Origin of the sequence: Qipengyuania sp. ABI-127-1, assembly GCA_022953095.1 — a bacterium.
In the GTDB taxonomy this organism is placed as follows: Bacteria; Pseudomonadota; Alphaproteobacteria; order Sphingomonadales; family Sphingomonadaceae; genus Qipengyuania.
In genome coordinates, this window is sequence record JALJCR010000001.1 from 763,993 (window position 1) to 786,945 (window position 22,953).

General features: G+C 62.0%; 23 protein-coding genes and 1 tRNA gene. 16 read left to right on the top strand and 8 right to left on the bottom strand.

Translation table 11 applies throughout. The features are described from left to right. Window positions 1-13 precede the first annotated feature (13 nt). The gene (locus MUY37_RS03660) at window positions 14-1,285 is read right to left on the bottom strand and encodes a flavin monoamine oxidase family protein (protein WP_499194050.1); all 1,272 of its coding nucleotides are present in this window, start codon (window positions 1,283-1,285) and stop codon (window positions 14-16) included. A gap of 194 nt (window positions 1,286-1,479) precedes the next feature. Here MUY37_RS03660 and MUY37_RS03665 point away from each other — a divergent pair, with 194 nt between their 5' ends. Beyond that, window positions 1,480-2,073, top strand: coding sequence for a TetR/AcrR family transcriptional regulator (locus MUY37_RS03665; protein ID WP_499194051.1), 594 nt, complete (start codon window positions 1,480-1,482; stop codon window positions 2,071-2,073). Between the two features lie 5 nt (window positions 2,074-2,078). On the opposite strand, the gene msrA is transcribed toward MUY37_RS03665, so the two are convergent. Then, window positions 2,079-2,615, bottom strand: a complete 537-nt coding sequence (gene msrA, locus MUY37_RS03670) for a peptide-methionine (S)-S-oxide reductase MsrA (protein WP_499194052.1) — start codon at window positions 2,613-2,615, stop codon at window positions 2,079-2,081. Between the two features lie 103 nt (window positions 2,616-2,718). Between msrA and MUY37_RS03675 the strand changes: the two genes are divergently transcribed. The 4 genes from MUY37_RS03675 (at window position 2,719) to MUY37_RS03690 (ending at window position 5,772) form a co-directional block, all read left to right on the top strand. Next, window positions 2,719-3,642, top strand: a complete 924-nt coding sequence (locus tag MUY37_RS03675; RefSeq protein ID WP_499194053.1) for a class I SAM-dependent methyltransferase — start codon at window positions 2,719-2,721, stop codon at window positions 3,640-3,642. A gap of 72 nt (window positions 3,643-3,714) precedes the next feature. Next, window positions 3,715-4,476 (top strand): SIMPL domain-containing protein, encoded by a 762-nt coding sequence (locus tag MUY37_RS03680; RefSeq protein ID WP_499194054.1) that lies wholly within the window; start codon window positions 3,715-3,717, stop codon window positions 4,474-4,476. Window positions 4,477-4,486: 10 nt separating this feature from the next. Beyond that, window positions 4,487-5,350 carry an N-carbamoylputrescine amidase gene (aguB, locus tag MUY37_RS03685; protein WP_499194055.1) on the top strand — a complete coding sequence of 288 codons (864 nt, stop codon included), beginning with the start codon at window positions 4,487-4,489 and terminating at the stop codon, window positions 5,348-5,350. A gap of 2 nt (window positions 5,351-5,352) precedes the next feature. Beyond that, window positions 5,353-5,772 (top strand): hypothetical protein, encoded by a 420-nt coding sequence (locus MUY37_RS03690; RefSeq protein WP_499194056.1) that lies wholly within the window; start codon window positions 5,353-5,355, stop codon window positions 5,770-5,772. Here MUY37_RS03690 and MUY37_RS03695 read toward each other — a convergent pair. Next, window positions 5,769-7,184, bottom strand: coding sequence for a M20/M25/M40 family metallo-hydrolase (locus tag MUY37_RS03695; RefSeq protein ID WP_499194057.1), 1,416 nt, complete (start codon window positions 7,182-7,184; stop codon window positions 5,769-5,771). The two genes, MUY37_RS03690 and MUY37_RS03695, sit on opposite strands and share 4 nt — an antisense overlap. Window positions 7,185-7,241: 57 nt before the next feature. Here MUY37_RS03695 and folK point away from each other — a divergent pair, with 57 nt between their 5' ends. The 7 genes from folK (at window position 7,242) to MUY37_RS03730 (ending at window position 11,809) form a co-directional block, all read left to right on the top strand. Continuing rightward, a complete protein-coding gene (gene folK, locus MUY37_RS03700; RefSeq protein WP_499194058.1) occupies window positions 7,242-7,745 on the top strand; it encodes a 2-amino-4-hydroxy-6-hydroxymethyldihydropteridine diphosphokinase in 504 nt (167 codons plus the stop codon). A gap of 54 nt (window positions 7,746-7,799) precedes the next feature. Then, window positions 7,800-7,875, top strand: a tRNA-Lys gene (locus MUY37_RS03705). Window positions 7,876-7,931: 56 nt separating this feature from the next. Then, window positions 7,932-9,044 carry an S-(hydroxymethyl)glutathione dehydrogenase/class III alcohol dehydrogenase gene (locus tag MUY37_RS03710; protein WP_499194059.1) on the top strand — a complete coding sequence of 371 codons (1,113 nt, stop codon included), beginning with the start codon at window positions 7,932-7,934 and terminating at the stop codon, window positions 9,042-9,044. Then, window positions 9,044-9,754 carry a CoA transferase subunit A gene (locus tag MUY37_RS03715; RefSeq protein ID WP_499194060.1) on the top strand — a complete coding sequence of 237 codons (711 nt, stop codon included), beginning with the start codon at window positions 9,044-9,046 and terminating at the stop codon, window positions 9,752-9,754. The genes MUY37_RS03710 and MUY37_RS03715 overlap by 1 nt, the downstream gene beginning before the upstream one ends. Then, entirely contained in the window at window positions 9,754-10,395 is a 642-nt protein-coding gene (locus tag MUY37_RS03720) for a CoA transferase subunit B (protein WP_499194061.1), read from the top strand. The genes MUY37_RS03715 and MUY37_RS03720 overlap by 1 nt, the downstream gene beginning before the upstream one ends. 3 nt (window positions 10,396-10,398) lie before the next feature. Further along, a complete protein-coding gene (gene fghA / locus MUY37_RS03725; RefSeq protein ID WP_499194062.1) occupies window positions 10,399-11,244 on the top strand; it encodes an S-formylglutathione hydrolase in 846 nt (281 codons plus the stop codon). Window positions 11,245-11,293: 49 nt separating this feature from the next. Further along, complete coding sequence (locus tag MUY37_RS03730) at window positions 11,294-11,809, top strand: DUF421 domain-containing protein (protein ID WP_499194063.1); 516 nt, start codon at window positions 11,294-11,296, stop codon at window positions 11,807-11,809. On the opposite strand, the gene MUY37_RS03735 is transcribed toward MUY37_RS03730, so the two are convergent. Further along, complete coding sequence (locus tag MUY37_RS03735; protein WP_499194064.1) at window positions 11,806-12,489, bottom strand: queuosine precursor transporter; 684 nt, start codon at window positions 12,487-12,489, stop codon at window positions 11,806-11,808. The two genes, MUY37_RS03730 and MUY37_RS03735, sit on opposite strands and share 4 nt — an antisense overlap. A gap of 128 nt (window positions 12,490-12,617) precedes the next feature. Between MUY37_RS03735 and MUY37_RS03740 the strand changes: the two genes are divergently transcribed. The 4 genes from MUY37_RS03740 (at window position 12,618) to MUY37_RS03755 (ending at window position 18,609) form a co-directional block, all read left to right on the top strand. Further along, a complete protein-coding gene (locus tag MUY37_RS03740) occupies window positions 12,618-13,964 on the top strand; it encodes a NupC/NupG family nucleoside CNT transporter (RefSeq protein ID WP_499194065.1) in 1,347 nt (448 codons plus the stop codon). 14 nt (window positions 13,965-13,978) lie between these two features. Beyond that, window positions 13,979-14,920 carry an isopenicillin N synthase family dioxygenase gene (locus MUY37_RS03745; RefSeq protein WP_499194066.1) on the top strand — a complete coding sequence of 314 codons (942 nt, stop codon included), beginning with the start codon at window positions 13,979-13,981 and terminating at the stop codon, window positions 14,918-14,920. Between the two features lie 255 nt (window positions 14,921-15,175). Continuing rightward, on the top strand, window positions 15,176-17,752 hold the full coding sequence (locus MUY37_RS03750) for a TonB-dependent receptor (RefSeq protein ID WP_499194067.1): 2,577 nt from the start codon (window positions 15,176-15,178) through the stop codon (window positions 17,750-17,752). Window positions 17,753-17,883: 131 nt separating this feature from the next. Next, window positions 17,884-18,609, top strand: a complete 726-nt coding sequence (locus MUY37_RS03755) for a TonB family protein (protein WP_499194068.1) — start codon at window positions 17,884-17,886, stop codon at window positions 18,607-18,609. 18 nt (window positions 18,610-18,627) lie between these two features. On the opposite strand, the gene MUY37_RS03760 is transcribed toward MUY37_RS03755, so the two are convergent. From MUY37_RS03760 to MUY37_RS03775, 4 genes are all read right to left on the bottom strand, one after another. Further along, window positions 18,628-21,177, bottom strand: a complete 2,550-nt coding sequence (locus MUY37_RS03760; RefSeq protein ID WP_499194069.1) for an HWE histidine kinase domain-containing protein — start codon at window positions 21,175-21,177, stop codon at window positions 18,628-18,630. Then, window positions 21,174-21,737: a biliverdin-producing heme oxygenase gene (locus MUY37_RS03765; RefSeq protein ID WP_499194070.1), complete on the bottom strand. Its 564-nt coding sequence runs from the start codon at window positions 21,735-21,737 to the stop codon at window positions 21,174-21,176. Before MUY37_RS03765 ends, MUY37_RS03760 begins: the two co-directional genes overlap by 4 nt. A gap of 153 nt (window positions 21,738-21,890) precedes the next feature. Beyond that, the gene (locus MUY37_RS03770; protein ID WP_499194071.1) at window positions 21,891-22,193 is read right to left on the bottom strand and encodes a polyhydroxyalkanoic acid system family protein; all 303 of its coding nucleotides are present in this window, start codon (window positions 22,191-22,193) and stop codon (window positions 21,891-21,893) included. Beyond that, window positions 22,193-22,951, bottom strand: coding sequence for a hypothetical protein (locus MUY37_RS03775; RefSeq protein WP_499194072.1), 759 nt, complete (start codon window positions 22,949-22,951; stop codon window positions 22,193-22,195). The genes MUY37_RS03770 and MUY37_RS03775 overlap by 1 nt, the downstream gene beginning before the upstream one ends. Window positions 22,952-22,953 lie beyond the last annotated feature (2 nt).

A 22,953-nucleotide genomic window follows, 5' to 3' on the forward strand; every position in this document is an offset into this window, starting at 1 on the left:
GTTCGCGGGTGCGTTAGCGTGCGAGCTCCCGTTCGGTTTGTCGAGCAGCCCTGAGACCCGAGAGATGCGCGCCGTAGACAGTGGTAGCAAAGGGGCCTGGCGCTGCGTCGCCCGCGAAATGGACACGGCCTTGCAGTGGCTGTGCAAATTTGCGACGAGCATTCCCGGCACCTGGTCTGACCGCGCTGAAGCTGCCGCGGGAAAGGGGGTCGGCCGCCCAGTCATAGGATGTCGAGGGTCCTAGGCGATCTGCCATACTCTTCCCCAGAATCTGCGTTATTCGCTCAACCGCATAAGCGCGACGCCCCGCCATATCCTGCCGCGCCAACTCCGAAGCCAGATCTCCTGATGCGATCAAGGTCAGGACGGGGTCGAACTGATCCGCCACGAGCATTTCGAGATTGCCGGACGCCAGTGTGCAGATGTCGGCATGATATTCGGCAAGCCGGCCCCCCATTCCTTCGAGGAGAAAGCCGATTTTGAGGAATTGCCCGATCGTGAATCCGTTCAAAGCCTCGGTCTTGGCCTGGGGCAGGTCGGGGCTGAACCGGATCGCGCCGGACGCAAGGACAGTTGGTGGAATGGTGATGATGACGTGCCTGGCGGTCGCGCTGCCCCAGTCGCCTGATACGGAAATTCGATTCCCGTGGTGCCAGTCGATCAGCGTCACCCGATGATTCAGGCGTACCGGCACGCTTCCGAAGACTGCTGCGACGAGGGCGCCATAACCCCCTGACACTGTACGCTCTTCGCCGTCTTCCAACGACAGGAAATCGTCAAACGAGATGTTATCGGGTTGCGCACCAAGCGAGAATGCAGCGATAGCGATCATCGCATCGTGCCACTCGTCACCCGACAGGAAGGACGCGAGCGAGCGGCTTCCGGGCAGAATGGAAGGAATGAACATGCGGCGTTCAAGATCGCTCGTTGCCTTGTTCATATGCGATGTGGCGTTCTCGTCCGAGAGCGCCTTTCCGGCACAATAGAGCCTGCGGTCGGAGATATCCGCAACCTTCAGCGCGAGCCCTCTGTCTTTGGCGAGTTGCGTGAAGCTGTTGTGCTCGGCGTTATGAAGCCAGTGTGCCCCTTGGTCGAACGGGGCACCGAGGCTGTTCGCGTCGGTCCAGGCACGTCCCCCTATGCGGCTTCGAGCCTCGAGAACGAGAATTCTCCGGCCTTTGGTTGTGAGAGCATGGGCCGCACTGAGGCCTGCGACTCCGGCGCCGATGATGATCGCGTCGAAATCAGTCGGAACTGGTAACCGTACACAGGCAGGGGCGGCCAACAGGCTCGCAATCCCAGCAACTACCTTCCGACGGGCAAGCACGACGCAATTCTCCAAAAGTGACGATACTGTCATTTTTCTATATGACAATATCGTCACCTTTTCAATTGCCAGCTTGCGATGGCGCGGGGTAGACCACCAACATGGCGAACAGGGGGGTCATGAAGCCGAAACAAGAGCGCTCGCGGATGCGCGTGAGCGCCCTGCTCGATGCCGCCGAGGAATTGGTTGAAGAGCTCGGCGTCGAGGGTTTTGCAATGTCGGAAGTGGCACGGCGTGCGGGGGCCGCCCATGGATCGCTCTACCGCTATTTCGAATCGCGCGAGGCTCTCCTCGCAGCTCTGCATGAGAGGCAGATCTCGCAGCTTGAAGCTGCTGTCATCGAAGCGAGTGAGAAGCTCAGTCTCACGCAGGTCGTGCCATCTGCACGGGAGTTTCTGGATGCCTTTCTCGATCCACTGCGCGATTTCCTTATTCGCAATCGGTCCTACCGCCTGCTGCGAATCGGCATGCCGGATGCATGGCAGGTGGCTTCCTCCGAAGCGGAATTGGATGCACGTGTTATTGCCGAGCTCGCGCACGCATTGAAGAACTTGGTCCCAGGGCTTGAGGAAGAAAGGCGCTTGCTTGCGGCCACGCTCCTACTGTCACTAACCGATTCCACTATCATCATCGAACACAGGCCTGAAGTTCAGCGCGAGGGCCGCCGTGTTCTGGAATTATACCTCGAGGACCTCGTCTCTAATGTCAGCTGTGAACCATCGCGAACCGGTGGCACGACAAGCTGACATTTTCAGGCCTCTTCCTTGAGATACTTCTGGAAGCTCTTGCGCAGCTTCATCAGCTTGGGCGGGATCACGGCGAGACAATAGGGATTGCGCTGGCCTTCGCCGTCCCAATATTCCTGATGATAGTCCTCCGCCGGATACCACTCGCCGCTTTCGATCGACGTCACGGCTTGCTGGCCCGGATGCTCCTCGTTCCAGCGCGCGATGGCGGCCTTGGCTTCGTCCTCCTGCCCTTCGAGCGGGAAGATCGCGCTGCGGTACTGGGTGCCGACGTCGTTACCCTGCCGGTTGAGCTGGGTCGGGTCGTGCGTGCCCATGAAGACGTCGTAGAGCTGGGCGAGCGTGATCTGCTCGTCATCGAAGGTGACGCGCACGCCCTCGGCATGGCCGGTGTTGCCGGTACAGACTTCCTTATAGGTGGGATCGGAGGTGTCGCCGCCGATATAGCCGCTTTCGACTTCGCTGATGCCGATAACGTCCTTCATCACCGCTTCGGTGCACCAGAAACACCCACCCGCGACGATCGCCTGCCGTTGTGCCATATACGTCATTCTCCTTTGCGAGGAACAGATAGGGTGCCACAACGTCATTGTCATGCAGACCCGCACAAAGAATGCCGTGCCGGTACAAACAGGGGAGAATTTCATGCGTAGACCGATTGCCGCGATGCTTGCGGGCGCCGCGCTGGCCACTCTTGCCGCGCCCGTTGCCGCGCAGCAGCAGGAAGAAAGCAACCAGACCCGTCAGGTTCTGGGCCGGATTCTCGATGTCATCCTTGGCCCGGGCGAGCAGGACCGGAAAGACGGGACCGATGCCGAACGATCGACTGTCGCCCCGCTCACCATGGATCAGGTTCTCGCCGATCCGCGCCGCGACGGTGATCGGGCGCGCGATCAGTTCCGCCACCCCGCGCAAACGCTGTCCTTCTTCCGCGTCGAACCAGGGCAGACGGTTGTCGACTATATGCCGGCAGGCGGCTGGTATACGCGTGTGCTGGTACCCTATCTCGGATCGGAGGGGCTCTATATAGGACTGACGCCCGATCCTGCCGCGACCGATAGCGAACGGTTCGAAACCTACGTTTCTCAATTGCCGGGCCGCTTCCGCGAGGCGGCACCCGGCTGGTCGCTGACCGGCGCACCGATGGCCGTTTATGGATCGCAGGACCTGCCCGAGGAACTGAACGGCCAGGTCGACCGCGTGCTGATTTTCCGCGAAATGCACAATCTGCTGCGTTCGGGGGCGATGTATACCGAACTCACCCGTATCCGGAGCTTGCTCAAGCCCAATGGCATGGTCGGTATCGTTCAGCACCGGGCCAAGGAAAACGCGTCCGCCGATTATACTTTGGGCGCGAACGGTTATCTGCGCGAAAGTGACGTGGTGGGGCTGATGCGCGTCCACGGTTTCGAGCTGGTCGACAGCAGCGCGATCAATGCCAATTACCGCGATTCCGCGAACCACCCGAAGGGTGTGTGGGAACTGCCCCCCACACTCGGTACGAAGCGCGAGGAATTGCGCGAGATCGGGGAGAGCGACCGGATGACATTGCTGTTCCGCAAACGCTGATCCGTCAGCCGCGGTTCATGTGAATGGAGGCAGGCCCTCGATGTAACACCATTACATCGAGGGCCGTGTTTTATGTTTCGCAATTGGATTCTCCCGCTCGCAAGTCCGCTTGTTCTGGCCGCCTGTACCGATCGCGTCGATGAGGCGCGGGGCGTCGATCATGGCGAAACGCTGCTGTCGGTCAGTGCCGGCGGGCAGGCCGAAAGCAGGCCTGATCGGGCGCAGTTCCAGGCCGGTATCGAAACCTGGTCGCGCAGTGCCAAGACCGCGAGCGAGGAGAACAAGGATAAGATCGCCGAGATCGTGACGGCCTTGCGCGAGATCGGTGTGGAAGAGAAGGACATCCAGACCCGCGCGGTCCATGTCCGCCGGATCGACTGGGGTGATCGCAAGGGTCAATTCCAGGCGAGCAATGTGGTCGAGGTGACGATGCGCGACCCGGACAGGGCCGGCGATGCCGTGGCTGCGGTAACCGAAGCGGGGGCGAACATCGTCTCCGGTCCGAACCTCTCGATGACCGATCCCGAAGCAACCGCCAATCTTGCCTATGCCGATGCCTACAAGGCAGCGCGAAAGCGGGCCGAAGCCTATGCCGAGGCAGCCGGGATGGAGGTCAGCCGGGTGCTCTATATCCGCGACGCGGGCGGGACGCAGGGCCAGACCTGGCTCCGCGGTGCCGACGCAATGAACGAAGCCGTGGTTCAGCGGACGGCACCCACCCCGCCGCCGCCGGTTTCAATGGCCCCGCGCCCGGAAAGCGGTGACGGGATGATGGTCGGCATGACGCGTTCGAATGTTTATATCCAGGTGGACTTCGCCCTGCGGGAGAAATAACGCTGATCCGATGAGAGAACTGACTGTCGCCGTCCTGCAGCTTGCCCTCGCACGCGCGGAGGAGGCTGAGAACATTGCCGCCGTATCCGCGCTGGTCGAGGAAGCGGCAGGCAAGGGTGCGCAAGTGATCCTTCCGCCCGAACTGTTCGCCGACGAATATTTCTGCCGCGAGGAGGAAGAGGAACTCTTCGCTCTTGCGCGTCCGACCGCCGAAAGCCCGAGCGTGCGCGCGATGCAGGGCCTCGCCGCGAAGCTGGGCGTCGCTATCCCCACCAGCTTCTTCGAGCGCGATGGCCACCACTATTACAACACGCTGGCGATGATCGGTCCTGATGGCGCGATCATGGGTACCTATCGCAAGAGCCACATCCCCGACGGGCCGGGCTACGAGGAGAAATACTATTTCCGCCCCGGGAACGACGGTTTCAAGGTGTGGGACGTCTTCGGCGCGCGCATCGGCGTGGGGATCTGCTGGGATCAGTGGTACCCCGAATGCGCGCGGGTCATGGCGCTGAAAGGCGCCGAAGTGCTGCTTTATCCCACGGCCATCGGATCGGAACCCTATGACGCCGATCTCGACACCAGCCGCATGTGGCGCCGCGCGATGATCGGCCATGCGGTGTCCAATTGCATGCCGGTATGCGCTGCCAACCGCATCGGCCACGAAGGCCCGGCCGATCGCCAGCAGAGCTTTTACGGCCACAGCTTCATTTCCGACGAATGGGGCGATCTGGCCGAGCAATTCGGTGCCGCCGAAAGCGGTGCGCTGGTCGCGACGATCGACCTTGATCGGGCGGCGAAACATCGCGCGGGCATGGGCTTTTTTCGGGATCGCCGCCCGCAGCTCTATGGCCGGATCTGCGAGGATATCTGACCGTGCCGCCTGGCATCGACCAGGCGCAGCTCGACGCGTTGTTCACGGCCGCTCTCGAGGCCGGCATCGCCCGGATCGAGAAAGACGGCACCTTCTTCCCGCTTTTGTTCGAATTGCGTGCAAATGGCGCGATACAGAATGTCGCCGTGCTCGAAACCGGGGCCATCGACGGAGCGCAGACGGTGCTCGACCGGTTCGCCGAATTGCTGAAACCGCGCGCGCGGGAGGGCACGATCCGGGCCGCCGCCATCGTTCTGCATCGGGCGCATCGAGACATGATGGAAGTTCGGCTGCGAGCCGCCAACTATGCCAGCGATGTCCAGGTTCCTTTCGCCATCGCGCGGGGCGGGCTGTTCGCGAGAAAACGCAAGCTTACGCTGGACGTGTTCACTCTTAGGGCAGCCGAGAACGAGATATTCTAGCGCCCGGCCAGGTCTTTCAGAACGATGCTCCAATGGTCCAGCCCGTCATAGAAGGCGTCTACCCGCATCCTTTCGTTCAGCCCGTGTGCGTAGATATCCTGCGGGCGGCTGGCCCCGGCCCCGATGGCCACCGTGTCGTAGCCGAGCGCGCGATAATGCATGCCGTCCGTGCCGCCCGAAGACATCGTGGGTATCATCGGGATCGGCTGGCCGAAACGCGCTGTCAGCGATTTGGCCAGTGCTGTCCGGACCTCGTCAGGAAGCGTGCTCATCGGGCTCTCGGTTGCTTTCTCGCGCTGGGTAACGGTGAGTTTTTCGTCGCCGATCACAGTCTCCAGCGCGGCCTTGACCGATTCCACGCCTTCGCCCGGGAAGACGCGGCAATTGACCGCTGCGCTGGCCGATTGCGGCAATGCGTTCTCCGCATGGCCGGCCTTCAGCATGGTCGCGACGCAGGTGGTGCGCAGTGTGCCGACGAAGCCGGGATTGGCGCTGATCGTGTCGATGGCGTCGGCATCGTTCGGATCGGCGGCGAAAGCGCGCATGGCCGCGCCGAGTTGTCCGGGGATGCTCCGGCCCATGGCAGCGAAATAGCTGCGCGTCAGGGCGCTCTCGCGCACGGGGAAGCGATGCTGCGAAATCCGGGTCAGCGCGGCGGCCAGATCGTAGATTGCATTGTCGCTGCGCGGGCGCGATGAATGGCCGCCCGGATTGGTCGCGGTAATGTCGAATGTGACATAGGTTTTCTCGGCGAGCTGGACCTGCTGGGCGAGCGGGGAATAATCGTCGGCCAGACCGATCCCGCCCGCATCCGAATTGAGAACATAGGCCGGATCGACATTCTCGGCGACCCATTTCGCCTGTGCGCGGGTGGAGACCATCCCGGTTTCCTCGTCGCCCGAGAAAACCAGGTAGAGATCGCGACTGGGCGTCCAGCCTTCCTTTTTCAGCCGGATGAAGGTCCCGGTGAGATTGGCGACGCCATATTTGTTGTCCTGCGTCCCGCGTCCGAAGAAATACCCATCTTCCTCGATCAGCGTGAAGGGGTCGCGTTCCCAATCCTCGGGCAGGGCGTCCACCACATCCATATGCGCCAGCATTACGATGGGTTTCGCGCCCGAAGAGCCATCGCCGCGATAGCGCACGATCAGGCCCTGGGTTGCATCGCCATCGCTATCGTAATCGGTCACCAAAAGGTCCTCGTCGGCAAATCCGGCTTCGGCCAGGCGATCGGTCAGATAGGCAACCATCTCATCCATCTGCCCGTGTCCGGCTGCGGTTCGGAAGGCAATGATGTCGCGGTAGATGTCGTGCACGCGCTGCTCGTGTTCGGTCAGGTCGCGCGGCGATCCCTCGCTTGCCGCGGCATGCCCCGAAATCGCCAAGGCACCTGCCAGCAGAAACGCCTTCATTATCATCGTCCACCCTTCCCGATTGGCTGCTGTCGGTTGCGACGCTAGGGCGGAGATATGAGGGACGCAAGCAAGCATCGCTACCTGATCGGGCTTGGGTCCAACCGCCGGGTGCCGGGCATCGGCGCGCCGCGCGCAGTGCTGGCTTCGGCTGCCGGGGCGCTGGTGGATGCGGGCTGGCGGGTCGAGGCCTTCTCGCGTCTCGCGGACAGTGCACCGGTCGGCCCGTCCCTGCGGCGATACGCCAATGCGGCCGCGGTGATCGTTGGGGATCTTTGCCCGCCCGATGCGCTGGAAAGCCTGCAGGATATCGAACGGGCTTTCGGCCGGGAACGGCGCGGACAGCGGTGGCGATCGCGCACGCTCGATCTCGACATTGTGTTGTGGAGTGGCGGGATGTGGCAAGCGCCCGGCCTTTCGGTGCCGCATCCGCTGTTCCGCGAACGCGATTTCGTTCTGCACCCCGCTGCGCAGATCGCTCCGCACTGGCGCGATCCGGTTACCGGCCTCACCATCCGCCAGCTTGCCGCGCGCCTTTCCCGGCCACTGCGGACAGAATGACGCATGACCCGCTTGACCACCCGCAACCGCATCCCTAGGTGGCACGCCGTGGTCGGGCCGTTAGCTCAGTCGGTAGAGCAACTGACTTTTAATCAGTAGGTCGCTGGTTCGAACCCAGCACGGCTCACCACCACAATTTCGCCCCGAGGCCGGAGCGCCGGCATCCACCGTCCGGAGCATTCGCCTATGAAGACCCGCGCCGCCGTCGCCTTCGCCGCCAAGCAGCCCCTCGAAATCGTCGAGCTGGATCTGGAAGGCCCCAAGGCGGGTGAAGTGCTGGTCGAGATCATGGCCACGGGCATCTGCCATACCGATGCCTACACGCTCGACGGGTTCGATTCGGAAGGAATTTTTCCCAGCGTGCTGGGCCATGAAGGCGCGGGAATCGTGCGTGAAGTGGGCGCGGGCGTGACCAGCGTAAAGCCGGGCGATCACGTGATCCCGCTCTACACGCCAGAATGCCGCCAGTGTAAATCGTGCCTCAGCGGCAAGACCAATCTGTGCACCGCGATCCGCGCGACGCAGGGCAAGGGCCTGATGCCCGACGGGACCACGCGCTTTTCCTACAAGGGCGAGCCGATCTTCCACTATATGGGCTGTTCGACCTTTTCGAACTTCACCGTCCTGCCAGAAATCGCGGTCGCCAAGATCCGCGAGGACGCGCCCTTCAAGACGAGTTGTTACATTGGCTGCGGGGTCACGACCGGCGTCGGCGCGGTGACCAATACCGCCAAGGTGCAGGTCGGCGACAATGTCGTGGTCTTCGGCCTTGGCGGGATCGGTCTCAATGTCATCCAGGGCGCGCGGCTGGCGGGCGCGAACATGATCGTCGGCATCGACATCAACCCCGACCGCGAGGAATGGGGCCGCAAGTTCGGCATGACCCACTTCCTCAACACGAAGGGGATGAGCAATGACGAGGTGGTCGCTAAAATCGTCGAGATGACCGACGGCGGGGCGGATTATTCCTTCGACTGCACCGGCAACACCGATGTCATGCGCACCGCGCTGGAGGCTTGCCACCGGGGCTGGGGCACTTCGATCATCATCGGCGTGGCCGAAGCGGGCAAGGAAATCGCGACGCGCCCGTTCCAGCTTGTGACGGGCCGCAACTGGCGCGGCACCGCATTCGGCGGAGCCAAGGGCCGCACCGACGTTCCGAAAATCGTCGACTGGTATATGGACGGCAAGATCGAGATCGAGCCGATGATTACCCATGTCCTGTCGCTGGAAGAAATCAACAAGGGCTTCGACCTGATGCATGCAGGCGAATCCATCCGCAGTGTGGTGGTGTATTGATGGCAGACAAGCTTTATCCCGACGCCGCGGCGGCCCTCGACGGGCTGCTGACGGACGACATGCTCATTGCCAGCGGCGGCTTCGGCCTCTGCGGCATCCCCGAGCGTCTCTTGACCGCGATCCGCGACAGCGGGGTGAAGGGCCTGACCTTCGCCAGCAACAATGCGGGGATCGACAATGAAGGCATCGGCATGCTGCTGCGCAGCCGCCAAGTGAAGAAGATGATCTCGTCCTATGTCGGCGAGAACAAGGAGTTCGAACGCCAGTTCCTATCCGGCGAGCTCGAAGTCGAGTTCTGCCCGCAGGGCACGCTCGCCGAACGCATGCGCGCAGGCGGTGCGGGCATTCCCGGCTTCTACACCAAGACCGGCGTCGGCACGCAGGTCGCCGAGGGCAAGGAGCACAAGGATTTCGACGGCGAGACCTATATCCTCGAACGCGGCATTTTCGCCGATCTCGCCATCGTCAAGGCGTGGAAGGCCGACGAGACGGGCAACCTCGTCTTCCGTAAGACCGCGCGCAACTTCAACCTGCCCGCCGCCACCTGCGGCAAGGTCTGCGTGGTCGAGGTGGAAGAAGTGGTGCCCACAGGCAGCCTCGATCCCGACTGCATCCATTTGCCGGGCGTTTACGTCCAGCGGATGATTGTGGGCGCGCCCTACGACAAGAAGATCGAATTCACGACGACCCGCGAAAGGGAGGCCGCATAATGGGCTGGGATCGCAACCAGATGGCCGCCCGCGCGGCGAAGGAACTGGAAGACGGCTATTACGTCAATCTCGGAATCGGCATTCCGACGCTGGTCGCCAACCACATTCCCGAAGGCATGCATGTCACGCTGCAGAGCGAGAACGGCATGCTCGGCATCGGGCCGTTTCCCTATCCCGACGAGGTCGATGCGGACCTGATCAACGCTGGCAAGCAGACCATCAGCGAACTGCCGCACAGCGCCTATTTCGACAGCGCGGCGAGCTTTGCGATGATTCGCGGCGGGCATATCGACCTCACCGTGCTGGGCGCAATGGAAGTCGCGCAGAACGGCGACATCGCCAACTGGATGATCCCCGGCAAGATGATCAAAGGCATGGGCGGCGCGATGGACCTCGTCGCCGGGGTGAAGAAGATCATCGTGGTGATGGACCACAATGCCAAGGATGGCAGCCCCAAATTCATCCCCGAATGCACGCTGCCGCTGACCGGGCAGAACGTGGTCGACATGATCATCACCAATCTCGCCGTCTTCCACCGAGTTGACCATGACAGTCCGTTCCGCCTGATCGAGCTGGCGCCGGGCGTGACCGCAGAGGAAGTGGCCGAGAAAACGACCGCGAAATACGAGGTCGCGCTCTAGGACATGGCGAGCGTGCTGGAGACGCTGGAGGAACATCGCAGCCACGGCGGCGTGCAGGGCGTCTATCGCCATGCCTCCTCCAGCACCGGCACCGACATGACCTTCTCGGCTTTCGTGCCCGAGCATGACGCAGGTGCGAAGCTGCCGGTATTGTGGTTCCTTTCCGGCCTCACCTGCACCCATGCGAACGTGACCGAGAAGGGCGAGTACCGCGCCGCATGCGCCGAGCATGGCGTGATCTTCCTCGCGCCCGACACCTCGCCGCGCGGCGAGGACGTGCCCGACGACGAAGCCTATGATTTCGGCAAGGGCGCGGGCTTTTATGTCGATGCGACGCAGGAACCGTGGGCGCGGCACTTCGCCATGCGCAGCTATATCGAAGGGGAGCTTCCGGTGCTGGTGGGCGAACATTTTCCGGTCGATCTCGATCGGCAGGGTATCACCGGCCATTCGATGGGCGGACACGGTGCGTTGACCACGGCGCTGCGCAATCCCGACCGTTTCGCTTCGGTCAGCGCTTTTTCACCGATCGTCAGCCCGCTGAACTGCCCCTGGGGCGAAAAGGCGCTGGGCGGCTATCTTGGCCCGGTCCGCGAAGCCTGGCGCGCATACGATGCCTGCGCCCTGATCGAGGACGGCGCGCGGTTGCCGCATCTTCTGGTCGATCAGGGGACGGCGGACGACTTCCTCGAAAACCAGCTCAAGACCGGGCTTCTCGTCGAGGCATGCGAAAAAGCCGGTATCGCGGCGGATATCCGCATGCAGGATGGCTACGACCATTCCTATTATTTCATCTCGAGTTTCATGGCCGACCACGTCGCCTGGCATGCACAGCGCTTGGGCTGCTGATTAAACGATGATTTCGGGATAGCATGCGAACACCGCGCGTTGGGCCGGTATGATATTCGACAATCAATGGCTCGATATCGCCGTGCGCGGCGGGCTTCTCTCTGCCGCAGCGATCGGGTGGATAGTTTTGCTGATCCGCGTGAATGGGCTGCGGTCGCTATCCAAGATGACCAATTTCGATTTCGTCATGACCGTCGCGCTGGGCAGTCTCGTCGCGGGGGCGGGGCAGGCAAGCGACTGGATGGCATTTGCGCAGGCAATGGCTGCGATGCTGGGATTGTTCGCCGTGCAGTACACTGCCGCTCGCCTGCGCAGGGCTTCGGACGCTGCGGAAAGGGCGATGCAGAACGAGCCCGTTTTTCTGATGCGCAATGGCGAGTTCTTTGAAGACGCGCTGGAATCGACGCGCGTTGCCAAGAGCGATCTTATTGCCAAGCTGCGCGAGGCCAACGTGCTCGACCTCGCGAAAGTGCGCGCGGTGGTGCTCGAAACCACGGGCGACGTTTCGGTGCTGCATGGTGACAGCCTCGACGAAACCCTGATCGCGAATGTGAAACGGGTTTAACGGCGGTCCAGCCAGCGGGCGAGGGCGACCCCGCCGGTGATGAGGAAGGGCACCAGCACCAGGCTCAAAACGACCTTGGCGATGATTTGGCCGATCAGCAGATTGGTGATCGCGAACTGGCCGTAGAAGGCCAGCGTGATGAAGATCACCGAATCGATCGCCTGGCTCAATGCCGATGCAATCGCGCCGCGCGCCATCAGCGATACGGTCGATGCGCCCTCGGATGATCCGCGCAGCCGCGAAAAAATCCAGACATTGAGCAGCAGTGAAACGATATAGGCGGCGGGACCTGCCATCCACACGCGCCACAAGGTCGCATGGACGCGCTCGAAAGCGGCGAGATCGTCCGACCGGAATTCGACCATTTCGGTAGAGGCGGGCAGGTTCAGCACGAGCTGCATCAGCAGCGAGGCCACCAGCAAGGGCACGAAGCCCCACCATACGATCCGGTTCGCCAGCTTTTCGCCGTAAAGCTGGGCAATCGTGCTGGAGATCACCACCAGCAGCAGGAAGGCGAAAATGCCCGATTCGACCGCAAGGTCGGTCGGCCATAACTGCACCTGCTTGTAGGCCAGCACGCCCGCCAGCACGGTCATTCCGCCATAGAGCAGCGTATAGACGAACAGGCCCGGCGGCATGGCAGCGGCTGCGAGCCTGGTCTCGTTGGCGGGTTCGTTCATGTATTTCGGCCTCGTAGATATCGTGGACGGCGAGGCCGTCGGCGGGGCGTGAAAATTGACTAATGGAGCGCCGCAAGCAAGACAGCAGACGATTTCATCCGCAACTTGTCTTTCCCAAAGGGAACCCGATGTCCCCCATCCTGATCAATCTCGTCGGCATTGCGGCGATCTTGCTGATTGCCTTCCTGCTGTCGACGGGGAAACGGCGCATCAAGCTGCGCGTGGTAGGCGCGGCCTTCGCCCTGCAGGCGCTGATGGCGCTGCTTGTGCTGCGCACCCCGTGGGGTGTCCAACTGATCCAGACGATGTCGAACGGGGTGATCGCGCTGCTCGACTATTCGAAGGTGGGGATCGAGGCGGTGTTCGGCCCGATGGCCGCCAATCCCTTCACCAACACATTCGTCATCGCCGCGCTGCCGGTAATCGTCTTTTTCGCGGCGATCGTCTCGATCCTCTATCACTGGGGGATCATGCAGCGGCTGGTACGCTGGGTCGGCGGGGCGATCGGCTGGATCACCGGGATCAGCAAGGTCGAAGCGCTGGGCAGCGCGGCCAATATCTTCGTCGGGCAGTCCGAAAGCCCGCTCGTGGTGCGTCCCTATCTCGCCGCGCTCACGCCGAGCCGCCTGTTCACGCTGATGAGTGTGGGCATGGCAGGTGTCGCGGGGACGATTCTGGCGGCTTATGCCAGCTTCATCGGCGCGGAAGCGGTACCTTTCCTTCTGGCGGCGGCCTTCATGTCGGCGCCGGGCGGTATCCTGATGGCCAAGATCATCATGCCCGACGATGAGAGCATCTTGGCGCGCGATGCGGCGGAAATGTCCGGCGTGGACCCCGAGGCGGAGATCGTCCTGCCCGATGCGCGGATCAGCGCGGAAGGACCCGCTGCCCTCACCGAAAGCGGCAAGCCGCATGAGGTCGAAGTCGCGGAAACCTTCGAGGAAGGTCACCGGCCCGCCAATATCATCGAAGCCGCGGCGCAGGGGACGCAAACCGGCGTGAAGCTCGCGGTGGCCGTCGGCGCAATGGTCATGGTCTTCGTTGCCCTCGTTGCGCTGGCCAACGGTATTCTCGGTGGAATCGGCGCGTGGTTCGGCTATCCCGATATCAGTTTCCAGCAATTGCTTGGCTTCGTCTTCGCGCCAGTCATGTTCCTGATCGGCATTCCGTGGGAACAGGCAGGCACGGCTGGCGGGCTGTTCGGCACCAAGATCGTGCTCAATGAATTCGTCGCCTTTATCGATCTGGGAGCGATGGACGCTTCGGTGCTGTCGGATCGAAGCCGCGCGATCGTCACTTTCGCGCTGTGCGGCTTTGCCAATTTCAGTTCGATCGCGATCCAGATGGCGGTTACCGGCGGACTTGCGCCAAATCAAAGACCGGTGATCGCCAAGCTGGGTATCCGCGCGCTCGCTGCCGGCAGCCTCGCCAATCTGATGAGCGCGGCGCTGGCGGGACTCTTCCTACCATACTAAAGGGCGCACCCATTATGACCGATTCGAACACCGATATCGCGGTTGTGTCGCTGGCACAGCCGCTCGACAGCATTGCCGACGAGCTGGGCCGCAGCTTCCGGGAATACGGCTTCGCCGTGATCCGCGACCATGGCATTCCGCAGGACCTGATCGACCGGGCCGAAGCCTTGTCGAAGGAATTCTTCGCTCTGCCTGACGAGGTGAAGAAAGCATATCACATTCCCGGCGGTGGCGGCGCGCGCGGCTATACGCCCTTCGGCACCGAAAAGGCCAAGGACGCCAAGATCCATGATCTGAAGGAATTCTGGCATGTCGGGCGCGAATTGCCCGAGGGCCACGAGCTGTCCGAATATATGGCGGACAATGTCTGGCCGAGCGAGGTCGAGGGATTCCGTAAAACCTTCACCAAGCTCTATTCGGCTTTCGAGGAGGCTGGAGCGCGCGTGCTCGAAGGCATCGCCCTGCATCTCGGACTCGAACGCACCTTCTTTGCGCCCACGGTCGAAGACGGCAATTCGGTTATGCGCCTGCTGCGCTATCCGCCGCTCGAGGGGGAAGAGGCCGAAGGGGCGATTCGTGCTGCAGCGCATGGGGACATCAACACCATCACCCTGCTGCTCGGTGCCGAGGAAGCGGGTCTCGAACTGCTGACCAGGCAGGGCGACTGGAAAGCCGTCGACGTGCCGGAAGGGGCGCTGGTCATCAATGTCGGGGACATGCTCGACCGGCTGACCAACGGCAAGCTGCGCTCGACCACGCACCGCGTGGTCAATCCGCGTGGGCAAGCGGCCTATCGTGCCCGCTATTCGATGCCGTTCTTCCTGCATTTCCGGCCCGATTATGTGATCGAAACGCTGCCATCCTGCATCGATCCGCAGGCTCCCGATGCTCATCCCGGGCCGATCTCGAGCCACGAATTCCTGATGCAGCGTCTGCGCGAGATCAATCTGGCTTAACTTGTTGCATTGCAGCAATTCCGGCCGGACGATTTCGGGGAATCGGCAAAAAAGCTCACCAGTTGCAAAAATGCAACTTATATAGAGCGTTGATTTATAGGGTGTAATTTGCCGGTGTGGGTGTGGGTTTAACATATCTGCCACGCCCGTCTTGACTCTGTCACATTTCCGTAGCTTGGCGGCAACGCATCCCGCCTAGCGGGGTTCTGCGACACCTTTTATCCCCCCGAACAAGACACCAAGAGGTCTTTCCCGATGAAGTTCAAATATCTTCTGGCTGCTTCTGCGGTCAGCACAGCCAGCGCCATGCTCGCCGCTCCGGCCGCCGCGCAGTCGACCGGCTCGGTCGATTTCGACGACAATGTGATCATCGTATCCGGCGCCCGCGATACGGGTGTCGGCGGCGTCGATATTCCCGATTCCCCCAAGGCCAAGCAGGTCCTGAGCGAGGAAATCATCCGTCGCCAGCGCCCCGGCCAGACGGTCAACGACATCGTCAATCTGGTTCCCGGCGTCAGCTTCCAGAACAACGACCCTTGGGGCTCGTCGGGCGGCAAATTCACCATTCGCGGCTTTGACGACAGCCGTATATCGCAGACCCTCGACGGTTTGCCGTTGAACGATTCGGGCAATTACGCGCTCTACACCAACCAGCAGGTGGACCCCGAAATCCTCGACAACGTCAACGTCAACCTCGGCGTCACCGATGTCGACAGCCCGACCGCTTCGGCCGTCGGCGGCACCATCAACCTGCGCACGAAAGAGCCGGACGACGAATTCGGTGTCACCATGACGCTGACCGTCGGCGACATCTTCGCCAAAGGCAACAATGCGAACTACGAGCGCGATCGTCTGTTCGGACGCGGCTTCGTGATGATTGATACCGGAGATATCACGGGCCTCGGCACCAAGGCTTTCGCCTCTGCCAGCTTCTCGCGCTATAACAACCCCTTCAACAATTACGGCGTTGTCGAAAAGCAGCAATATAATGGCCGTATCTGGCAGGACGTCGGCGACAATGGCGATTTCGTCGCCGTGGCTGGTCACTATAATGAGAACCGCAACAATTTCTTCGGTTCGTTCGCGCCCTATGCTTTTCCCGAAACGCGGGAAGATCGCTTTTACGAGATCAACTATCCCTGCACCGTCGATCTTCCGACCCCGGGCGTGCGTGACACGGACAACAATTGCGGTGCCGAGTTCGATCGCCGGTACAACCCGTCGAACACGGGCAACATTCGCGGTGCCTCGCGTTTCACCCTGGCCGATGGTCTCGTTCTTACGGTCGATCCCAGCTACCAGTACGTCAAGGCCAATGGCGGCGGCGACGAAGAGCTGCTCGAGCAGCGTTGTTATCTCGAGGCCGATGGCGACTGCAACACGACGCCGAACGGCACCACGGGCTATACCGGGTACTTCAACAACACCAACAACGGTCGTCAGTACTTCTTCGGTCGCGATCTTAATGGCGACGGCGATATGCTGGACGAAGTCACCGGCCACGACCCGAGCCAGACCCGGACACATCGTTTCGGCGTGATCGCGAACCTCAATTACGAGATCAATGCGGACCACGCCATTCGATTGGCATACACTTGGGACCGGGCCAACCATCGCCAGACCGGTCAGACTTCGGTCGCTTTGGCGAATGGCGAGATCGCCGATGTATTTCCGATCAACGATCCCCTTCTGACTGCCGATGGCTTCGCGCTCAACAAGCGTAACCGCCAATCCTACGCGATCCTGCACCAGGTCTCCGGTGAGTATCGCGGCCGTTTCGGCAATCTGACGGCGAATATCGGGCTGCGTGCGCCGTTCTTCACCCGCGAACTGGAACAGAAGTGCTATACGCTGGATGCTGATGGCGATTTGGCATGCTTCGAAAACCAGGATCCCAGCGAATTCATCGCGCTCAATCCCGATGCGGTGGCTCCGCTGGCTCGGACCTACAAATACGATGAGCTGCTGCCGAACGTCGGCTTCACGTATGATTTTGGTGATGCGTCGATCTTCGCGAACTACGCCAAGGGAATTTCGGTTCCAGGCACCGACGTGCTGTATGACTCGCTGTTCTTCGTGAACAGTGATGCGGCGCGGCCCGTACCCGAAACCACCGACAGTTTCGACCTCGGCGTTCGGTACCAGAACGGCCAGATCACTGCGCAGCTTGCCGCTTGGTACACGCAGTACGACAACCGCCTGCGGACTTCCTTCAACGACCTGCTGGGCGAATCGATCACCACCAACCTCGGCCGGGTCGATAAATGGGGTCTTGATGGCTCGATCGCATGGCAGCCGACCAGCAACCTGATGCTCTACGTCTTCGGTTCTATCAATGACTCGGAGATCAAGGACAATGTCGATGGCGGCGTTTGCGGCGCGTCGGATGTCGGCGTCCCCGGCAACACTTGCGGGGCCGTTGGCGAAGACAAGTTCCTGCTGACCGCCGGCAAGCGTGAAAGCGGTGCGCCGACCTTCACTGTTGGCGGCCGTGCGCAGGCTACCTTCGGCGATCTGGAAATCGGTGCGCAGGTCAAGCACACCGGCAAGCGGTACCTGAACGATGTCAACCTGCCGCTCATCGCGTTCGGCAATGAAGCATATGGGGCGACTTTCTCGAGCTATACGCTGGTCGATTTCGACGTTCGTTACCGCATCGGCGAAATGTTCAATGGTACCGACGCCGCAATCCAGCTCAATGTCACCAATGCGTTCGATGAACTGTTCGTCGGTGCAGCCGACGGAACACTCGACAATATTTGGAGCTTTGGCCAGTTTGTTCAGATCGGCGCGCCGCGTGCTGCGACGCTTTCTCTGATCCTCGGCTACTAAGTATAATGGCTGCGGGGCTCGGTGCCCCGCACGCAAACTGCGGGGCGGCCCTCTTTACGGAGGGCCGCCCTTTTTCATTCCGGGCCGAGCCGTGCATGGAACATGCGGGCCGTGATCGCCGTTTTGTTCCAATGGACTCTCAGACCTCTCGCTATGCGCAGACTCGCAAGCGCCTCAATCCTTGGGTGATCTTGCTCATTGCCCTGCTGCATGTCGGGCTGTTCTATCTGCTCGTGCGTGCGCTCGCCCCGGCTGCGGTGGACCGTGTCGAACAGTCCGTGGTTTCCGCCTTCACCGTGACGGTTGCCGCGCCGCCGCCGGAAGCGGAAGAGGACCCCGAGCCTGAGCCCGAGGGCGCTCAGGGCGATCCCGGACGCGAGGCGGTGCCCCAGCCAGTCACCGCGCCCGAGCCGCGGCGGCGGGTGCGCGACGATCCACCAGCGCCGCGAGCAGCCTCGACCGGGGCCGCCCAAACCTCGGGCGCCACCGACGATGGCGAAGGAACCGGCCGTGCTGGCGAGGGGCAGGGCACCGGGAGCGGCGATGGCGGCAGCGGGCAGGGCGCAGGCGCGGCGACCAAACCCGTCCTCACCCGTGCGATAACCGATGCGAGCGCGTTCCCCGTGCCGCCAGGTGGGCGCGAGGCGCGCATCGGCAAATCGGTGATCGTCAGGCTGACCGTCTCGGCACAGGGGCGCGCCACGCGGTGCAGTATCTATCGCCCAAGCCCGTTTCCGGAAACCGATGCCGCCGTCTGCCGCCTTGCGCTGGAGCAGCTACGCTTCGAACCGGCGCGCGATGCACGCGGCAATCCGGTTGCTGCGACCTTCCATTACCAGCAGCGTTTTTTCAATTGAGCCAGCGCGGCAGGCGGGTCAGTCCTGCCCGGCCTGGGTGAGCACTTCGACCAGCTCGTCCTTGCCATAGGGCTTGGTCAGCAGGCCGGACGCACCCAATTCGGCGATCCTGTTTTCCATCTCGCCATATCCTGTCGCCAGCCAGAAGGGGATGCCAAGCTCCCTCAGCCTCTCCGCGACCGGTTCGCTGTTCTCCTTGCCGAGATTGTAATCGAGGATTGCCAGGGCCGGGGGCGATTTGGCCAGCGCGTCGAGAGCTGACGCAACCGTGCTCTCCACCCGCACCCTGTCTACCCCCAGTTCCTTGAGGCAGTCTTCCGCATCGAGCGCGATAATTATGCTGTCTTCCACCAGCAATACGCTGTCGGGCACGTTTTCCAGCTTGTCGTCCATGGTCTTCTTCGCTTGCGAGCTACGCCCTTCGCCTTCGGCGCGCGCGCGCCACTGGACAAAGCGCGCGGGGATGCAGAAACGCGCCTCTACGCCCTGCAGCCGGTAGTGAATTTCCGCAGTCCCTTCGAGTTCGTAGGGAAGTGAACGTTCGATGATCGTACTGCCGAAGCCCCGGCGTTTGGGCGGCTTGACCGGTGGCCCGCCGCTTTCGCGCCAGTCGAGGCAGAAATTGTCTTCCGCATCGCGGCTGACCTCTACCTCAAGCTTGCCGGACTGGTCGCTGAGCGAGCCATATTTGGCCGAGTTGGTAATCATCTCATGGATGACCAGTGCCACAACCGTATAGGCTTCGGGCGCGATCATTGCTTCGGGGCCTGTGAGATCGAGCCGCTCTTTTTTGTCCGAAAGATAGGCATTGGCCTCGGTCTCGATCAGTTCCGAGAACGGTGCGTGAGACCAGTTGCCCTTGGTGATGTTGTCATGCGCGGAGGCTAGCGAATTGACCCGCCCGCTCACGATGTCCACGAAGGTCCGAATGTCCTCCGCATCGTTTTTCGACTGGTTGATCAGGCCGAGAATGAGGTTGAGGATGTTGCGCACGCGGTGGTTGAGTTCCGCGATCAGCAATTCCTGCTGTTCTTGCGCCTTGGCCCGTTCGGCCACCGCCTCGTCGGTCAGCCGCAGGATGACTTCGAGCAAGGTGACGCGAAGCCCCTCGGCGATCTCGAGTTCGGCCTGCGACCATTTCTCCGCGCGACCTTCGACCGTTTCCTGCCAGGCTGCGAAACTCTTGCGCGGAGTCAGGCGATCGCCATGGACGCCGGATTCCACGGGCTTTTCCGGATTTCCGGCCCAGGTCACCGTTTGCGTCAACGGTTTACGCCACAGCACCAGATAGTCGCGCGGCGTACGCGATACCGGGATGACCAGAGCCCCGGCCGCGCGTTCGGCGAACCGAGCGGCCCGCGGCAGCCGCTCGGCAATCGCGTCGCTCGACAGCAATCGGCTGGTGGCAGCGGCATTCAGACTGGCGACGATAGCGCGGAACTCTTCCTCGTTCGGCGCCGATCCGCGCGAATCGTAAATGTCCTCCACGAAAATACTGACCCCGTCATGCGGGATCACCTGCTGGATCACGGGCTCGATCATCGGCAGGCTTGCCGACAGGGGGGTGCCCGCCGCGATGTCGCGCATCAGCCGCGAATGAACTTCGCGGCCCAGTTCGCGCCGCTCCGCGATCTGCCGCGACAGCGTGCGGTCCAGCATGAGCGAAAACAGTTCGGAAAACAGTTCCGCCGCCGTGCGCTGCGAATAGGGCAGCAGTTTGGGGCCGTAATGGTGGCAGGCGAACAGGCCCCACAGCTTGCCGCCAATGATGATCGAGATCGACAGCGAGGCGCCGACGCCCATATTCTTGAGATATTCGATATGGATCGGCGATACTGCGCGCAACGTGCTCATGCTGAGATCGAGCGGCTCACCGTCGAAAGACACGCCGGGTTCGATCTCTACGGGTTCGGTCGCGACATCGGCGATGATGCGAAACCGATTGCGCAAATAGAGCGCGCGCGCCTGACTAGGGATGTCCGACTTGGGGTAACGCAGCCCGTGGAATTTCTCGAGGTCTTCGCGCGCAGCCTCGGCGATGACTTCGCCGGACAGATCCTCGCGAAAACGGTAAACCATCACCCGGTCGATCTGCAGCGCGTGCCGCAACTGCCGGGCCGCTTCGTCGGCAAGATCCCGCACATCGGTGTATTTTCCCAGCCGCGCCATGATCGGGCGGAGCAGGGCGAGTTGGCGGTTGAGGTCGCCTGCGGCGTGCCGCTCCACTTCGATGACGGTATTGCCGCCCGAGCTGTGCAACGCGCAGTCATACAGGGTTCCGTCATCGAAAAGGTCGACGCCGAACAGGCGTTCGACCTGATCCGTGCTCGACAGGGCGGAAGCGGAACTGCGAAGCTCTTCCAGCGCAGGACGGGCGAACAGTGAGCTGAGGCGCTCGCCGATTTCCAGCGTCCGGCCGGGGCCGAAGATATCTTCGAGATTGGTTGACAGATGGGCGGCAAACCAATCGGCATTGACTGCGATCAGTGCGCCAAAAGCCTGGATGCGGCCTAACTGATGGATGGGCTCGCGGTCGCAGTTGGACAGGTTCACGTCCTGCGCATTCATATGGTGGTCTCCGGTGCCCTGACTTGGCTCGCCACGGCATTGAAATGGGCGAAGCTTGCCTGCGCTGCGCCGAGCACCGACGGATCGTCAGCGGGTGAATGCGGTCTCTCGATAAGCGGTCGCAGGCGCTTCCAGTATTCGGCCACGCGCCGGTCGGACAGGAACGCAACCGGCCATTGCACGTCGGCTTTCACAAGCCGCGCGAGGATGGCCCGGTTGCCCAGCGATGACCCCGCCAGCACCCAGCATATGCCCAGCGGATCGGAATCCGCCGATACATCGAAGGCGGGCGAGTCGGGGGGAATCGGCACGCCTAACTCGGCAAGGTCTCTGGCGATCGCATCGGTCTGGCGCGGCGGTGCCATGTCGGCGCATCGCTCATCCAGCCAGCTCTCGATATTCACACGTGCGCGGTACTGGATTTCGAGAAATTGCGCATAACCGCGCTCGTCCCCTTCAACGAGTGTGCCCAGGCGCACGTCCAGCGTGTCATGGGCCGCTGCGGTCCCGATCCTGAGGTAATCTCTGGTGGTGCGACCCGCCACGTTCTTTCCCCGCATCCCCTCTGCCTCACATTCGCTGCGGTATGCCCATTCCACCAAAAAGCAAGCCAGCCCCTTTGCCTAGAGCGAATTTTGCATCGCTATAAAGCGTTCGGCGAACGGATCGGTTCCGGTCTGCGGCAGACTTTTCAATAGTTCTCGGCTCGGGCGCTATTTGGCCTCGATCAATTTCTGGCCCTGCTGCCGGATCGCGCTGGCGACCATGGGTTCGAAGAACGATAGCGCCAACGGCAAATTGACCTCGAAGATCAGTTGATCCTCTTCGATGATGACGCATCCGTCGATGCCCTGGCCCATGGCTTTCACCTGCAGATCCATGCGGTCTTCGTGGGGCCAACTGGTCGTGACATCGGCCATGCCGCCAGGCACATACTTCCCGATTTCGTGGCTGCGCGATCGCAGGCGGCGGCGGACTTCGTCCTTGCCGATCGAATGGGATATGGGAACGCGCATCAGCTTTTGTCCTCCAGCTGCGGGCTGGTTTGAGCCCCTTCGCCGAACTTGTAGTCGAGATAGCGGTGCTTGATCGCCAGATCGTCGAGCGATCCTTCGGCAAGCTGGCGGGTGATCGAATCGATTTCGCCGCTGATTTTTCCGAGGCTGTCGGTCAATTGCTGGTCGGGTGTCGCCCCGGCGCGCTCCTCGGTCCGCAGATGTGCGGGGATGCGGCGATAGCTGTCGATCATCTCGGGCAGTTGCTCGCCCACCAGGCTGCGCACTTCGCGCGCCTTGGGATGGCTCTGGTCGAGCCCCTCGAGCTGCAGCCCCAGCGCATCGAGCTGCACGCCCATATCGCTCACGATTTTCGCCGCTGGCGGGGGCAGGGCGGGGCGCTGCGCCTCCAGCCACAGCTCGGTGCGGCCGACCATTTGCTGGACATTTCCCTTGTTGATGTCCGCGCGTTTGGGCGTCTTCATCTTGGGATAGTTGCCGAGCACGCCCACGGCCACGACACTGGCGATGACCAGCGCCATCACGCCGATGAAGCCGATGCCGTCGACGATCACGCCCAGCACGCCCATTCCGACCCACAGTGCGAAAAGCGCGATGGCGATGTTGCGGACCTTTTTGAGAAGATGGTCGCGCTTCACCTTCGCCGAAGCCTGGCCGATCGAGGGCGCGCGGCGATGACGGCCGCCTTCGCGGTTGTCGCGCACCAGCGCCTTGCCTTCCGACAGGATGCGTTCACTATCGCGGGTGAGGTCGTTCACGC